General features: G+C 60.4%; 10 protein-coding genes and 1 pseudogene. 6 read left to right on the top strand and 5 right to left on the bottom strand.

The window, feature by feature from the left end:
- Positions 1-92 precede the first annotated feature (92 nt).
- The 5 genes from WG29040_RS01415 (at position 93) to WG29040_RS01395 (ending at position 7,475) form a co-directional block, all read left to right on the top strand.
- Positions 93-1,115, top strand: a complete 1,023-nt coding sequence (locus WG29040_RS01415; protein ID WP_127195441.1) for a zinc-dependent alcohol dehydrogenase family protein — start codon at positions 93-95, stop codon at positions 1,113-1,115.
- Between the two features lie 740 nt (positions 1,116-1,855).
- Positions 1,856-3,505, top strand: a complete 1,650-nt coding sequence (locus tag WG29040_RS01410; RefSeq protein ID WP_127195440.1) for a VRR-NUC domain-containing protein — start codon at positions 1,856-1,858, stop codon at positions 3,503-3,505.
- Complete coding sequence (locus WG29040_RS01405; protein ID WP_037001755.1) at positions 3,502-5,754, top strand: ATP-dependent DNA helicase; 2,253 nt, start codon at positions 3,502-3,504, stop codon at positions 5,752-5,754. Before WG29040_RS01410 ends, WG29040_RS01405 begins: the two co-directional genes overlap by 4 nt.
- A gap of 73 nt (positions 5,755-5,827) precedes the next feature.
- Positions 5,828-6,217 (top strand): RidA family protein, encoded by a 390-nt coding sequence (locus tag WG29040_RS01400; RefSeq protein WP_003445324.1) that lies wholly within the window; start codon positions 5,828-5,830, stop codon positions 6,215-6,217.
- Between the two features lie 46 nt (positions 6,218-6,263).
- The gene (locus WG29040_RS01395; RefSeq protein WP_003445325.1) at positions 6,264-7,475 is read left to right on the top strand and encodes an amino acid deaminase; all 1,212 of its coding nucleotides are present in this window, start codon (positions 6,264-6,266) and stop codon (positions 7,473-7,475) included.
- Positions 7,476-7,576: 101 nt separating this feature from the next.
- Here the strand turns inward: WG29040_RS01395 and WG29040_RS01390 are convergent, their stop codons facing one another.
- On the bottom strand, positions 7,577-7,852 hold the full coding sequence (locus WG29040_RS01390) for a peptidylprolyl isomerase (RefSeq protein WP_003445327.1): 276 nt from the start codon (positions 7,850-7,852) through the stop codon (positions 7,577-7,579).
- 69 nt (positions 7,853-7,921) lie between these two features.
- Positions 7,922-9,220: pseudogene (locus WG29040_RS01385) on the bottom strand (ATP-binding protein); the annotation flags it as partial.
- Between the two features lie 242 nt (positions 9,221-9,462).
- On the opposite strand from WG29040_RS01385, the gene WG29040_RS01380 reads away from it, so the two are divergent.
- A complete protein-coding gene (locus WG29040_RS01380) occupies positions 9,463-10,764 on the top strand; it encodes an OprD family porin (RefSeq protein WP_003445331.1) in 1,302 nt (433 codons plus the stop codon).
- Positions 10,765-11,026: 262 nt separating this feature from the next.
- Here WG29040_RS01380 and WG29040_RS01375 read toward each other — a convergent pair whose 3' ends face one another.
- The 3 genes from WG29040_RS01375 to WG29040_RS01365 all read right to left on the bottom strand — a co-directional run bounded on the left by WG29040_RS01375 (position 11,027) and on the right by WG29040_RS01365 (position 15,120).
- Positions 11,027-11,962: a carbohydrate kinase gene (locus WG29040_RS01375; RefSeq protein WP_127195635.1), complete on the bottom strand. Its 936-nt coding sequence runs from the start codon at positions 11,960-11,962 to the stop codon at positions 11,027-11,029.
- A 5-nt stretch (positions 11,963-11,967) separates the two neighbouring features.
- Positions 11,968-13,449 (bottom strand): xylulokinase, encoded by a 1,482-nt coding sequence (gene xylB / locus WG29040_RS01370; protein WP_127195438.1) that lies wholly within the window; start codon positions 13,447-13,449, stop codon positions 11,968-11,970.
- A 195-nt stretch (positions 13,450-13,644) separates the two neighbouring features.
- Positions 13,645-15,120 carry a mannitol dehydrogenase family protein gene (locus tag WG29040_RS01365; RefSeq protein ID WP_127195437.1) on the bottom strand — a complete coding sequence of 492 codons (1,476 nt, stop codon included), beginning with the start codon at positions 15,118-15,120 and terminating at the stop codon, positions 13,645-13,647.
- Position 15,121: the final 1 nt, after the last annotated feature.

Here is a 15,121-nt window from a genome sequence, read left to right as displayed (position 1 = left end):
AGGCATGTCGACTATTAATGCTGTCTGTTAGTCTTGCGCACAAAGCCCGGATAAAGTCCGTGGCATTAGCGATTAATTAGGCGAGGTTTGTAATGTCGCGCACGATCCGTTTTCACAAGTTTGGCCCGGCCGAGGTACTCACGTGCGAAGAGCACGAGGTCGCTGCGCCTGCGGCCGGGGAAGTGCAGGTGCGTGTCCAGGCTATTGGTATCAGCTGGTATGACGTGCTCTGGCGGCAGAACCTGGCCCCGAGCCAGGCCCGCTTGCCTGCAGGTATCGGCCATGAGATGGCCGGTATTGTCACTGCCGTAGGTGCCGGTGTGGAGGATCTGGCGGTGGGTGACAAGGTCGCCAGCTTTCCCGGCCAGAGTGCCAACGACTATCCCACCTATGGCGAGCTGATCGTGATGCCGCGTTCGGCCCTCACTCGCTACCCGGATGTCCTGACCCCGGTTGAGGCCAGTGTGCATTACACGCCTTTGCTGATCGCCTACTTTGCCTATGTCGATCTGGCGCGGGTCAAACCCGGCCAGACCGTGCTGATCACCGATGCCAGCCACTGCGCAGGGCCTTCGTTCGTGCAGCTGGGCAAGGCGTTGGGGGTCAAGGTCATTGCGGCGACCCGGGATGCTGCAGAGCGTGAAGGTTTGCTGGCCCTGGGTGCAGACAAGGTCATAGTCACCGAGGAGCAGGACTTGCTGATGCAAATCAACAAGATCACTGACAACAAAGGGGTCGACGTTGTACTTGACGGCCTTGGCGGTCCGCAGATGTCGGTGCTGGGTGATGTGCTGGCCCCCCGGGGCAGTCTGGTGCTGTATGGCCTGCAGGGCGGCAACAACACCCCGTTCCCGGCCTGTGCGGCGTTCCAGAAGAACATCCAGTTCTTTGTTCACTGTATCGGTAACTTCACCGGCAAGCCGGAGCTGGGCATTGCCCAGGATGAAGAAGCCATGCAACGGGCGCTGCGCGAGATCAACCAGTTGACCGCCGACCGGGTGCTGTTGCCACTGGAAGTGCGGGTGTTCCCCTTTGAAGAGTTCGTAGAGGCCCATCGCTACATGGACGATTGCCCATGCCGTGGGCGGGTCGCCTTGCAACTGACCGACGCCTGAAACTGCCAACGCCCCCCAGTGCAAGGCTAAGGGGCGTTGATTTCACCCCGTGGTCAGCATCGCTGGCAAGCCAGGCTCCCACAGGGAGAATCGACCAGGTTGAGTCTGCAGGAGCGGGCTTGCCCGCGATGCGGGGGCGGACGCAGCACCCGGTGGTCAGCATCGCTGGCAAGCCAGACTCCCACAGGGAGAGTTGACCGGGTTGAGTCTGCAGGAGCGGGCTTGCCCGCGATGCGGGATCGGACGCAGCACCCGGTGGTCAGCATCGCTGGCAAGCCAGACTCCCACAGGGAGAATCGACCGGGTTGAGTCTGCAGGAGCGGGCTTGCCCGCGATGCGGGGTCAGACGCAGCACCCCGTGGTCAGCATCGCTGGCAAGCCACGCTCCCACAGGGAGAGTTGACCGGGTTGAGTCTGCAGGAGCGGGCTTGCCCGCGATGCGGGATCGGACGCAGCACCCGGTGATCGGCATCGCTGGCAAGCCAGACTCCCACAGGGAGAATCGACCGGGTTGAGTCTGCATCGCTGGCAAGCCAGGCTCCCACAGGGAGAATTGACCGGGTTGAATCTGTAGGAGCGGGCTTGCCCGCGATGCGGGGTCGGACGCAACATCTGCGTCAGCGCCCACTGATTTTTCATTAACAACCCGCACCACTCATCCAATAGGGTTTGCCAGAGCACCGGGCAAACTGATATCTGTACGCATATCCAGTATTCGACACCAGTGGTTTGTCCTGCCCGTGATTTCCGATCCTCTTGAAGATCCGCTTTATTACCTGAAGAATTTCCAGCACGTGCTCGGCTGGATCGCGACCCGCTACAGCGATGTCCTCAGTACCGAAGAGCAGCAATTCATCGCCGGTTTTGCCCTGTTGCCCAATGCCTCCCAGGCGCTCTGGGTGCGCATGATCATGCGCAAGGGGCAGCACTTTCGCGCAAGCAAGCTCGACTACCCCGAAATCGGTGATTGCGCGCAGGCGGCTGCGCCTCTGCTGGCTCTGGGCTGGCTGGATGACCAGGCGCCCCTGGCCCTGGCCGAGGTGTTTGAAGTGCTGACCAAGCCGGAAATTCAGGCACGGTTCAGCGCCCATCTCACCCGGCCCAAGGGTAAAAAAACCGATTGGCTGCAGGACCTGGCCGGCGACTTTCCGCAAATACAGAGCCTGTGCGCATGGCACCCCACGCTGCAAGAACCCCTTTACAGCCTCGGCAACCGGGCGCTGGGGGATCGCCTGCGGCTGATGTTCTTTGGCAATCTCAGTCAGGGCTGGTCAGATCTGGTGTTGGCCGATCTGGGTCTGTTCACCTACGAAAAGGTTGATATCAGCCCCGAGTCACGGGCCTTGCGCTGCCGGGCCGATATTGACGGTTATCTGCATCTTTATGCCTGTCGCGAACAGTTTGAAAGTGCTGGCGATGTGAGTGCCGTGCTGCCAGCGGTGCTGGACTACGTGGCAGATAACCCCTGGCTGCAACGACGCAGGGCGCGCTTGCTGTTCCAGTTCGGCCAGCACCACGAACGGGCAGGGGAGCTGGCCCGGGCACTGGAGGTTTACCAGCACTGCGGGCACCCCGAGGCGCGCCTGCGCATGATCCGGGTACTTGAATTGCTGGAGCAATACCCGCAGGCCATGACCCTGGCAGACGCTGCGCAAGGTGCGCCGTTCAACGACGCCGAGCATCAGCAATTGCAGCGCATGCTCCCGCGGCTGCGACGCAAGCTCGGACTGCCGGCGCTGGTGCGAACCAAACCCAGCCCCCCTGAACGGTTGGACCTGAGCCTGGAGCGCCTTGAGGCAACCTCGGTCGAGTTCATGGTGGTGGCACATCTGCACACGCCGGACGAGCCCGTGCATTACGTTGAAAACACCTTGATCAACGGGCTGTTTGGCCTGTTGTGCTGGCCGGCCATTTTTGCACCGCTGCCCGGGGCATTTTTTCACCCGTACCAAAGCGGCCCGGCTGATTTGCTGGAGCAAGACTTCTACCTGCGCCGGGCCGAGCTGTTCGAGGCCTGTCTGGCGCAGCTGGACAGTGGCCAGTACCTGAAGACTGTCCGCGATGCGTATAGCGCCAAGTTCGGTGTGCAATCACCCTTTGTGGCCTGGAACTATCTGAGCGAGGCGCTGCTGGAAGACGCACTGACCTGCCTGCCGCCCGCCCACTTGAAGGTCTGGTTCCTGCGCCTGCTGCAGGACATCAAGGCCAACCGCTCGGGCATGCCGGACTTGATCCAGTTTTGCCCGGCGCAAAAAACCTACCGCATGATCGAGGTCAAAGGCCCGGGTGACCGTTTGCAGGACAACCAGCTGCGCTGGCTGGACCTGTGCGAGCAACATCAAATGCCCGTCACCGTCTGTTACGTGCAATGGCAGGCCCCGGGCCCTTGAACTATCGGGTGGCAGTCCGTGCCCTGTGCGAGTTCACGGCCAAGGTCGGCGATCTGGACTTGCGCTTCACCCCGTCACCCACGGCCCAGCAGGGAATTGCCGGGCACCGCACCGTCGCTTCCCGACGCAGTGCCGGGTACCAGGCCGAGTTGAGCCTGGAGGGGCAGTTCGGCGCATTGACCGTACGCGGCAGGGCGGACGGCTATGACCCGTCGGGCAATGTGCTGGAGGAAGTCAAAACCTATCGCGGCGATTTCACGGCGATACCGGCCAATCACCGTCAATTGCACTGGGCCCAGTGCCGGGTTTACGGCTGGTTGCTCTGTCAGAGCCTGCAGTTGCCCGAGGTCAATCTGGCACTGGTGTATTTCGATATCGTCAGCGAGCAGGAAACCCGGCTCCAGGAAACCTGGAGCGCCGAGCGGCTGCAGGACTTTTTCAATCAGCAATGCAGGTTGTTTTTGACCTGGGCCGATCAGGAAATGGCCCATCGTGAAGCGCGGGATGCGGCGGCCCGCAGCCTGGCGTTCCCTCATCCACAGTTTCGTACCGGGCAAAGGGCTCTGGCCGAAGCGGTGTACAAGACCGCCAGTGGCGGGCGCTGCCTGATGGCCCAGGCGCCCACCGGCATTGGTAAAACCATCGGTACGCTATTCCCCTTGGTCAAGGCCATGCCGGCCCGGGAACTGGACAAATTGCTGTTTCTGACGGCCAAGACCCCCGGGCGCAAGCTGGCTCTGGATGCCGCTCAGGTGCTTTATCCGCGAGCTGCCAACCCGGCGCTACGGGTTTTGGAACTGGTGGCCCGGGACAAGGCCTGTGAATACCCGCAGAACGCCTGCAATGGTGAATCCTGCCCGTTGGCCAAGGGTTTTTATGACCGCTTGCCGGCAGCGCGGCTGGCGGCTGTCGCACAGTCGCCGCTGGACCAGCAGACCCTGCGCGAGGTGGCCCTGGCCCATCAGGTCTGCCCGTATTACCTGAGCCAGGAAATGGCACGCTGGGCCGACCTGATCATTGCCGATTACAACTACTACTTCGATTTCACGGCCTTGCTTTATGGCCTGGCCCAGGCCAACCAGTGGCGGGTCGCGACCCTGGTGGACGAGGCGCACAACCTGGTGGAGCGCGGGCGCCAGATGTACAGCGCCAGTCTGCACCAGCAAACCCTCAATAGCGTGCGCCAGGATGCCCCGCCAGCGCTGGACAAGGTATTCAAGCGCCTCAATCGGGAATGGAATGCCCTGCACAAAGACCAGCCAGGGCCTTATCAGGTGCACGGGCAATTGCCGGCTAAATGGCTCAATGCCTTGTCCGGCTGCATCACCGCCATTGGCGACTACCTTAACGATCACCCCCAGGGGCTGAGTGGAAAACTGCAAGGCTTCTACTTTGAAGCCCTGCAATTCAACCGGGTGGCGGAGTTGTTTGATGCGCATTTCCTGTTCGACGTGAGCCTGGTTGAAGGCGGCAAAAAACGCCTGTCACAACTCAACCTGCGCAATATTGTGCCGGCGCTCTTTATCGGCCCGCGACTGGCCAGTGCGCAGAGCAATGTGCTGTTTTCCGCCACCCTCAGCCCGCGGAGCTATTACACCCACTTGTTGGGGCTGCCCACTGATGCGGTGTGGATCGATGTGGAATCGCCGTTTCAGGCCCGACAACTGGCGGTACAGGTAGTCAGCCGGATATCCACCCGCTTTGTGCATCGCCAGGCCTCGCTGGAGCCCATCGTGGAGCTTATCTGCGGGCAATTCACCCGGCGCCCCGGCAACTATCTGGCCTTTTTCAGCAGCTTTGATTACCTGCAACAGGTGGCCGGGTTGCTCGCCGAGCGCTATCCGCACATTGCCCAGTGGTCCCAGGCTCGGGGCATGGATGAAGCAGCGCGCCAGGGGTTTCTCGATCAATTCACGCTCTCGGGGCAGGGCATTGGCTTTGCGGTGCTGGGCGGGGCGTTTGGCGAAGGCATCGATTTACCCGGTGCACGGTTGATCGGTGCCTTTGTCGCGACCCTGGGGCTGGCGCAGTTGAACCCGGTCAACGAGCAGATCAAGCAGCGCATGGGTGCCCTGTTCGGTGCCGGGTATGACTACACCTACCTGTATCCGGGCGTGCAAAAAGTGGTGCAGGCGGCAGGGCGGGTGATTCGCACCCAGGATGATCAGGGCACGCTGTTTCTGATTGATGACCGGTTTGCCGAGCCCAAGGTGCAACAGCTGTTCCCGCGCTGGTGGCAGTTGGGTTGAGAGCACAACCTTGTGGCACACTGCTGAGCCTGTGGTGCATGACGCGCCTTGTCCAAGCAGTGGAGTTTTATCGATGAGCATCAAACGTTTCGGTACCGGCGCAGTAGGCGCAGGTGGTCAGCCTTTACCTTTCGCCCGCGCTGTTGAAGCCGATGGCTGGCTGCATGTGTCGGGTCAGGTGGCCATGGAAAACGGTGAAATCATCAACGGCGGCATCGTTGAGCAGACCCACAAGACCATGCAAAACCTGATCGCGATTCTTGAAGAAGCCGGCTATGGCCTTGAAGACGTGGTCCGCGCTGGCGTGTGGCTGCAGGACCCGCGGGACTTCTGGAGTTTCAACAAGGTGTTTGCCTCGTATTTCAAAAGCGAACACGCCCCGGCCCGCGCCTGTGTCCAGGCGATGATGATGGTGGATTGCCGGGTCGAAATCGACTGCATCGCCTACAAGGCCAAGCGCTAAACCCTGGCTCGCGATCAATATAAAATGTGAGGAGTCGAGTGTGTCGATGACGTTGAACAATGCCCAAGTACTCAAAGGTGCTGCCAACCCCGCCGACCATCTGGTGCGTGATGTCAGTTTGCCGGCGCTGGTGATTCACCGGGCTGCACTGGAACACAATATTCGCTGGATGCAGGACTTCGTCAGCCGCAGCGGCGCAGAGCTGGCGCCCCACGGCAAGACCAGCATGACCCCGGCATTGTTTCGCCGCCAGCTGGCGCAAGGCGCCTGGGGTATAACCCTGGCCAGTGCAGTGCAGACCTGCACGGCCTATGCCGGGGGTGTGCGCCGGGTACTGATGGCCAATCAATTGGTCGGCCGCGCCAATATGGCCTTGATCGCCGGTTTGCAACAAGACCCGGCCTTCGAATTTCATTGCATGGTCGATCACCCGGACAACGTCCAGGCGCTGGGGGCTTTTTTTGCCGAGCGTGGTCAGCGTCTGAACGTGATGATCGAATACGGTGTGGTGGGCGGCCGTTGTGGCTGTCGCACCGAGCAAGAAGTGCGGGCCCTGGCTGCTGCGATCAAGGCACAACCGGCCCTGGCGCTGACCGGCATCGAAGGCTACGAAGGGGTGATCCACGGCGAGCAGGCGGTCAGCGGGATTCGCGCGTTTGCCGCTTCCCTGGTACGCCTGGCCCTTGAACTGCAACGTGACGGCGCCTTTGCGCTGGACAAGCCGATCGTCACGGCCTCGGGCTCTGCCTGGTATGACCTGATTGCCGAAGGTTTCGCCGCCGAGGCGGCCAGCGGGCGTTTTCTGAGCATTCTGCGCCCCGGCAGTTATGTGGTGCACGATCACGGGATCTACAAAGACGCCCAGTGCTGCGTGCTGGACCGTCGCAGCGACTTGCACGAGGGCTTGCGCCCGGCGCTGGAAGTCTGGGCCCATGTGCAATCGTTGCCGGAACCGGGCTTTGCGGTGATTGCCCTGGGCAAGCGCGATGTGGCCTACGATGCGGGGCTGCCGATGCCGTTAAAGCGTTACCGCGAAGGGGTATTGCCGGCCGTGGGTGATGACGTCAGTGCCTGTACGGTCACGGCGGTCATGGATCAGCACGCGTTCATGACGATCGCTGCGGGCACTGAACTGAAGGTGGGCGACATCATCAGCTTCGGTACCTCGCACCCTTGCCTGACGTTCGACAAATGGCGCACGGGCTGCCTGGTGGACGAGCAACTGAATGTGGTCGAGAGCCTTGAAATAGTGTTCTGAAACCAGCGCACCAGGCTTGTGTAGGAGCGAGCTTGTCTCGCGAGCTTTTGTGCCGCTAACAGCTCGCGAGGCAAGCTCGCTCCTACAGGTTTGGTGGTGTTTCAGTCGCGGTAGAACACCTGTACCAGGTGATAGCCGAACTTGCTTTTGATCGGTCCGTGCACCACCCGCAACGGCTTTTTGAAGATGATCTGGTCGATAACGCCAACCATCTGCCCCGGACGAACCTCACCCAAATCCCCCCCACGCTTGCCTGACGGGCAGGTGGAGAATTTTTTCGCCAGCACATCGAAGGCTTCGCCCTTGGCGATGCGTTGCTTGAGCGATTCGGCTTCTTCGGCGGTTTTCACCAGGATATGGCGGGCTTGAGCTTTCATGGGGCGTATACCTTGAAACTGTGGGGCAGATTGCGCGGCCGCGGATTATGCCTGAGTTTTGCTGTTGTAGCGCGGCAGGTACAGGCGCACGCAGGTACCACTGTCGAGTTCGCTGCTGATGGTCACATGACCGCCGGACTGCTGAGCAAAGCCGTAAATCATCGATAACCCCAGGCCGGTGCCCTGGCCTACAGGCTTGGTGGTGAAAAAGGGGTCGAAAGCCCTGGCCAGAATCTGCGGGGACATGCCGGTGCCGTTATCACAAACCTCCAGCAGTACATACTCGCCGGATTTGACCGGTTCCAGACTTTGCAGGTCACTGGTATCCAGGTGGCTGTTGGCGGTCTTGACCATCAGTTTGCCGCCGTCGGGCATGGCATCGCAGGCGTTGATAATCAGGTTGAGCAGGGCGCTTTCAAGCTGGCCGGTATCGGTATTGACGGCCCAGATGTCCTGGCCCAGATCGACCTGCAGGTCGATGTGGGCACCCTTGGTACGACTGAACAGCTCCTGCAGTGAGCTCACCAGGGCATTAGGGTCCAGAGGTTTGCGATCCAGCGACTGGCGGCGGGAAAACGCCAGCAGACGATGGGTCAGGGCGGCTGCCCGTTGCGCTGAAGCGACGGCGGCATCGGTGAAGCGGACTATTTCGTCACTGCGCCCGGCCGCGATATAGCGCTTGGCCAGGTCCAGGCTGGCGATGATACCGGTCAGCATATTGTTGAAATCATGGGCTATACCGCCGGTCAGCTGGCCAACGGCTTCCATTTTTTGCGCATGCCGCAGGGTGTCTTCAATCCTTTCGCGCTCGATCATCTCGCGCTGCAGTTGATCGTTGGCCTCGGCCAGGGCCTGGGTGCGTTCCGTGACACGCTCTTCAAGGGTGTCATTGAGCTCGCGCAAGGCCTGCGCCGTACGCTTGATAGACGTGCGGCGCCTGGAGGTCTGAACCGCAACCATCAAAATCCCGGCCACCTTGTGCGTCTCATCGAAAACGGGACTGAAGGTCAGGTCAAGCCACAGCTCGGTTGCCAGATACTGGTCCGGAAGCACGTAGTACTGATCAAGATAGGAGCGGTTTTCACCGGCCAGTACGGCCTCGATAATCGGCTGGCTGTATTCACGGAACTCCGGCCAGCAGCGCTGCATGGGCTGACCAAAGGCGCCCGGGTGCTTGTTACCCGCCAGCGCTGCAAAACTGTCGTTGTAGATCTGGGTCAATTGCTCGCCCCAAAACAGCAACATCGGCAGCGGGGAGTTGAGTACAAGCTGTGCGCTGGTGCGCAAGCTCTGAGGCCATTTTGCGACTTCACCCAAGGGGCTGCGGGCTAATGCCCCACGTTGGCTGACAGAAAATACGGCGCTCATGGATAAGTCCCGAGATTGAATCTGAAAATGTACCTATTAAAGGCTGAGTGAAGGCTAAAGGCTATCATTGGTACTAACAAGTCCGGCTTAGACAGTACGACTAAGGTCGAGTGAGGCTCAGGCTTGGCCTTTCGTACAATTGCGCTCTCATTTTTGATCGAAGAATCCCGTTTGGGTCGTTAACCCCAGGCGCGTCTTCGATTGTTTCTGTTTTGCGCGTCATTCGCTGCTGGAGCTTGTCCATGGTTGTCCCTTTTTCATTGTTGACGCATTGCCGGGTTGCACGTGTCGGCGCACTGGCGGTGTGTACCGGTATTGCAACACAGACCCAGGCTGGCGGGTTCATTGAAGACAGCAGCGCCAGGCTGGAAGCGCGAACGGTGTATTTCAACCGTGATTTCCGTGATGGCAGCACTTCAAACCCCCAGGGCGCCTCCAAGCGTGACGAGACGGCTCAAGGCTTTATTCTCAATCTGCAATCGGGCTACACAGAAGGCACGGTGGGCTTCGGGCTCGATGCCTTGGGCATGTTGGGGCTGAAAATCGACTCCAGCCCCGCTGACAGCAATAGTGGCTTGCTACCTTCGACCGGCAGTGATCCCCGTCGTTCCAAGGATCAGTACGCCAAATTCGGCCTGACCGGAAAAATGCGGGTATCGCACAGCGTTCTGAAGTACGGGGCGTTGCTGCCGGACCTGCCATTGCTCAAGTACAACGACGGCCGTCTGCTGCCAACCATGTTCAATGGCGCGATGCTGGAGTCCCGGGAATTGAGCGACCTGAAGTTCACGGCCATGCGCCTTGATCGCTATACCGCACGGGATTCCACCGACGCTCAGGACCTGCGCCTGAACTGCAAGAACAAGCGTTATGCCTGCAATATCACTGCCGACCATTTCAATATGTACGGCCTGGATTACAAGGTGAACGAGCGGCTGACAGCGCAATACCACTATGCCGAACTGGAGGACATCTACCGCCAGCAATTTATCGGGATAGTGGCCAGTCAGCCTGTGGGTTCGGGCGTCGTGTCGGCCGATGTGCGTTTGCTCAAGAGTGATGACGCCGGTTCGGCCAAGGCCTCGACCATTGATAACCGGGCGCTTGGAGCCCTGTTCAGCTACGCATTGGCCGGTCATAAATTCAGCGCCGGCTGGCAGCGCATGAACGGCGACACCTCGATGCCGTACCTGGATGGCAGCAACCCGTATCTGGTCAACTACCTTCAGGTCAACGACTTCGCCAATGCCCAGGAGCGTTCGTGGCAGCTGCGTTATGACTATGACTTCAAGGCGGTGGGCATTAACGGCTTGTCGTTCCTGACCCGTTACGTCAATGGTGACCACATCAAAGTGGTTGGCCGTAGCGAAGAAGGCAAAGAGTGGGAACGCGACAGCGAGCTCAAATACATAGTGCAAAGCGGCAGGTTCAAGGACGTCAGCCTGCGTTTGCGCAATGCCACCTATCGCACCAACTACGCGCAGTTCGCCCGCGATGTTGATGAGACCCGCCTGATCGTCAGCTATAACCTGTCGATCTGGTGATACCACGCCCCTCAACCCTGTAGGAGCGAGCTTGCTCGCGAGCTTTTCAACCAAACCGCGAAGAGCTCGCGAGACAAGCTCGCTCCTACAGAGGCCGGGGTGTGATCAGTCCAGCTGGTGGCGATAGGGCAGTTCCGGCCCGGTTTTGCTGCAGGTCCCCGATCTCCCCCAACCTGTAGGAGCGAGCTTGCCTCGCGAGCTTTTCAACCAAACCGCGAAGAGCTCGCGAGACAAGCTCGCTCCTACAGAGGTCGGGGTGTTATCAGTCCAGCTGGTGGCGATAGGGCAGGTCCGGCCCGGTTTTGCTGCAGGTCAGCGCCGCCGCGCGGCTGGCGAAGTCCAGCAGGGCGCCGATCTGGTTTTTGCTCAACTGTTGCAAACCTTCAATCGAGTCCAGTCCATGCTCGGTCAGCCAGGCAATCACTGCCGCCTGAAAGGTATCGCCCGCACCCACGGTGTCGGCAACCTTTACTGCACTGGCCGCAACCCTCTGATGGCCATGCTCGCTGAATACGCTGGCGCCCTGGCCGCCACGGGTCAAAAACACAAGTTGGCAGCGCTGGCCCAGCCATGACCGGGCTATCTGTTGCGGGTCTTGCCCCGGGTACAGCAGTTCGAGATCTTCATCGCTGACTTTGATCAGGTCGGCATAGGGGATCAGTTGCTTGATCCGCTGACGCCAGATCTCTATATCCGGCTCCGGGTTGAGTCGCACGTTCGGGTCGAGGCTGATCAGGCGCCGTCCGCTTTCGCGTCTGACCAGTGCCAGCAGGGTGTCGGCAACGGGTTGCACCACCAGAGAGAACGACCCGACATGGATACCCCGTATCTGCGTGCTTAGCTGCGGCAGATGATGGAGTTGCAGTTGCCGGTCGGCGCAGCCTTCGCCGCGAAAGCTGTAGGCGGGCGAACCCTTGGCGTCCAGCGCGACCATGGCCAGGGTGGTGGGAGCCTCCATATCCAGTAAAAACGCCTGGCTGACGCCTTCCTCGGTCAGTACCTGCTTTAACCGACGGCCAAGGTAATCGGTGGACAACCCGGCAAACATGCCGGCTTCGACGCCCAGGCGTCGCAGGCCCACGGCGACGTTGAACGGCGAACCTCCGGCAAGCGCCTTGAAGTCCACTTTGCCCGCCTGTTGGCTGCTGTCTGCCTGGGCAAAAAAATCAAACAGCGCTTCACCACACACCAGATACATAGCATTCACTCGGATAAGGCCGCGACCTGTAGACGGTAGCGCACATAGGATTGTTCATAGGCCGCGACGTTTTTGGCGTCGGGCCTGGTTTCGCTGGCGTGGTCAAGGCGCACGCAGCGTTGGCACAGTTGCTCAAGGCTGTCGGCACCTGTACACCATGCCGCCTGAATGGCTGCGCCCAGTGCCGCGGCTTCACTTTGTTCGGCACAGATGACCCGGGTGTCCATGATATCGGCCACGATCTGACGCCACAGCGGGCTTTTCGAGCCACCGCCGACCAGCAGGATGGTGTGGCTTTGCAAGCCGTTGCGGCGCAGCAGGTCAAGACCATAACGCAAACCGAAGGTGGTGCCCTCGATTGCTGCCCGGCAAAAATTGGCCTGGTTCAGGTTGGTCAGGGTCAGGCCCTGGAAACTGCCGGTGGCGTCGGGCAGGGCGGGCACCCGTTCACCGTTGAGAAACGGCAGCAGGCTGACGCCTTCGGCGCCTATCGGTGCCTGGCCGGCCAATTGATTGAAGGCATCCAGGGACAGGCCAAACAGTTCGCGTATGGCGCTGGTGACATTGGTCAGGTTGAGGGTGCAAATCAGCGGCAGCCAGCCACCGCTGGACGAGCAAAAATTGGCAACCGCTGGCTCCGGGCTGGCCTGGGGCTGCGGGTCAAAGGCGTAGACGGTGCCGGATGAGCCGAGGCTCATGGTGATGATCCCGGGTTGGATATTGCCGGTGCCTATGGCCCCCAGCATATTGTCGCCGCCGCCGCTGCAGACCACTGCCTCGGGGTTGAGGTCCAGCAAGCGGGCAATTTCAGGCCGCAGCGTGCCTGCAGTGGCACGGGATTCGATCAGCTCGGGCAATGCTCGTTCCAGGCGCCCCTCGGGGTCGATATAACGCAGGATGTCGAGGTCCCACTGCCGGGTGCGCACGTTGAAATAACCGGTGCCGGAGGCATCGCCGTATTCACTGCAGTAACGGCCGGTCAGCCAGAAATTCAGATAGTCATGGGGCAACAGGATATGGGCGATGCGCTCAAACACTTGCCGATGGTGGTGGCGGGTCCAGAGCAGCTTGGACACCGTATAGCCGGGAGCTATTACCAGCCCCAGGCGTTGCAGTGAGCCGGCCTCACCGCCCAGCCACTCGAGCAGTTGGCGGTTTTCAGGGGTGGACTCGGTGTCGCACCAGAGTTTGGCCGGGCGCAGCACAGTGCCATGTTCATCCAGCAGCACCAGTCCGTGTTGCTGACCGCTGACCCCGATACCACGGATTTGCTGACCGCTGACTCCGGCGGCCGCCAGCGCCTGTTGCGTGGCTGTCGTCAGGGCCTGCAACCATTGGCCGGTGTCCTGCTCGCGGCGACCGTGCTCACCCTGAATCAGCGTGTGCGGCGCCGAGCCCTGGCCCAGAACCTGACCGCACTGGCTGTCCAGGATCAGCGCCTTGGTACCCTGGGTGCCGCAATCGATACCGAGAAATAAGTGATTCATGGGGCGTTGACCTAATCAGAATCCGGAGAAATACCGCAAACCCTAAAACCACTGCTATCTCAATTGTAGGAGCGAGCTTGTCTCGCGATGGCCTCGAGAGCGTCGTGTTCAACTTGTAAAAACGCGTTATCGATAACAATCATCGCGAGACAAGCTCGCTCCTGCAGGGGCAGTACGGCAGTACGGCAGAACAGTTCAGAGCTGTACCAGCTGTTCCAGAGTGGCGGTTACCCCCACCTCTCGCAAACTGTTGAGGCACCACTCAAACGCCGCTACAAACTCGGCAGACTGGGCAATGGCTCCGCCAAATATCTCCTCTGCGCCCAGCAAGCGCTGCACGATCAGCGGGTCATCCTTGACCAGCGCCTGACAATAGTCAGCCCTGGGGTCGGGTATGGCATAGGTCTGGCCATTCTCGTCAACCCCCTTGAGATACAGGGCCCAGGCCGCCACCACCAGCGCCGCACGCTTGAGCTCGCGACCATCGGCAATCAAGCGGTTAATGGTCGGTACGGTGAATTTGGGGAATTTTGACGAACCATCGGAGCACACGCGCTCCAGCTGGTCGGCGATGGCCTGGTTGGAGAACCGTTGCACCAGGGTGTCTTTGTACGCAGTGAGGTCAATCCCGGGCACCGGCGCCAGTTGCGGGGTCACGTCCAGGTCCATGTAGGCACGCATATAGGCCACGAACAGCGGGTCATTCATGGTCTCGTGGACGAAACGATAGCCCTTGAGAAACCCCAGGTAGGTCAGCGCCAGGTGACTGCCATTGAGCAGTTTGATTTTCATCTCTTCGTAGGGCGTGACGTCATCGGTCATTTGCACGCCAACGGTTTCCCAGGCCGGGCGGCCGGTGCTGAACTTGTCTTCAAGTACCCACTGGATAAACGGCTCGCAGACCACCGGCCAGGCGTCGTCGATGCCCAGTTGATCGTGCAGTTGCAGGCGATGGGCGTTGCTGGTCATGGGGGTGATGCGGTCAACCATGGCGTTGGGAAAGCTGACATGGGTCGCGATCCAGTCATGCAGGTCGGCATCGCTCAGGGCTGCATAGGCCAGCAGGGCTTTGCGCGCCACGCCGCCGTTGTGGGGCAGGTTATCGCAAGACATCAGGGTAAAGGCGTCCGTACCCGCTGCCCGGCGTCGGGCCAGGGCGGCAAACAGCACGCCAAATACGGTTCGCGGTTGTTTCGGGTGGGCCAGATCCCGCTGAATCCGGGGCAGGGTGGCCATGAATTCGCCGCTGCTGTCGTCAATGCAATAACCGCCTTCGGTAATGGTCAGCGAGACAATCCGGATGTCCGGGCTCGCGAGCTTGTCGAGCACCGCCTCGATACTGTCTTCGGCCAGCAGCATGTCACTGATGGAGCCGATGATGCGGCTTTGGGTGTCGTCGCTGTCGCCCAGTTCGAACAGGGTGTAGAGATAGTCCTGCCCGGCCAGGTCATCGCGCATTTTGCGGTCTTCGGACCGCAGGCCGATGCCGCAGATGCTCCAGTCCAGGTCGCGGCCCTGATTCATCAGCGCATCGGTATAAAAGGCCTGGTGCGCGCGGTGAAATCCACCGACCCCGATATGGGCTATGCCGTGCCGTCTGTCGCTCGCGAGGTAAGCTGGCTTTTCAACTTTACTGGTCAGGTTATCGAGGTTGCGGCGATTGAGTTTCATG

It is taken from the genome of Pseudomonas sp. PAMC 29040 (assembly GCF_003994535.1).
Classification (GTDB): Bacteria; Pseudomonadota; Gammaproteobacteria; order Pseudomonadales; family Pseudomonadaceae; genus Aquipseudomonas; species Aquipseudomonas paraversuta.
The sequence above is the reverse complement of the archived record's forward strand: the minus strand, read 5'-3'. Positions and strand labels throughout refer to the sequence as shown.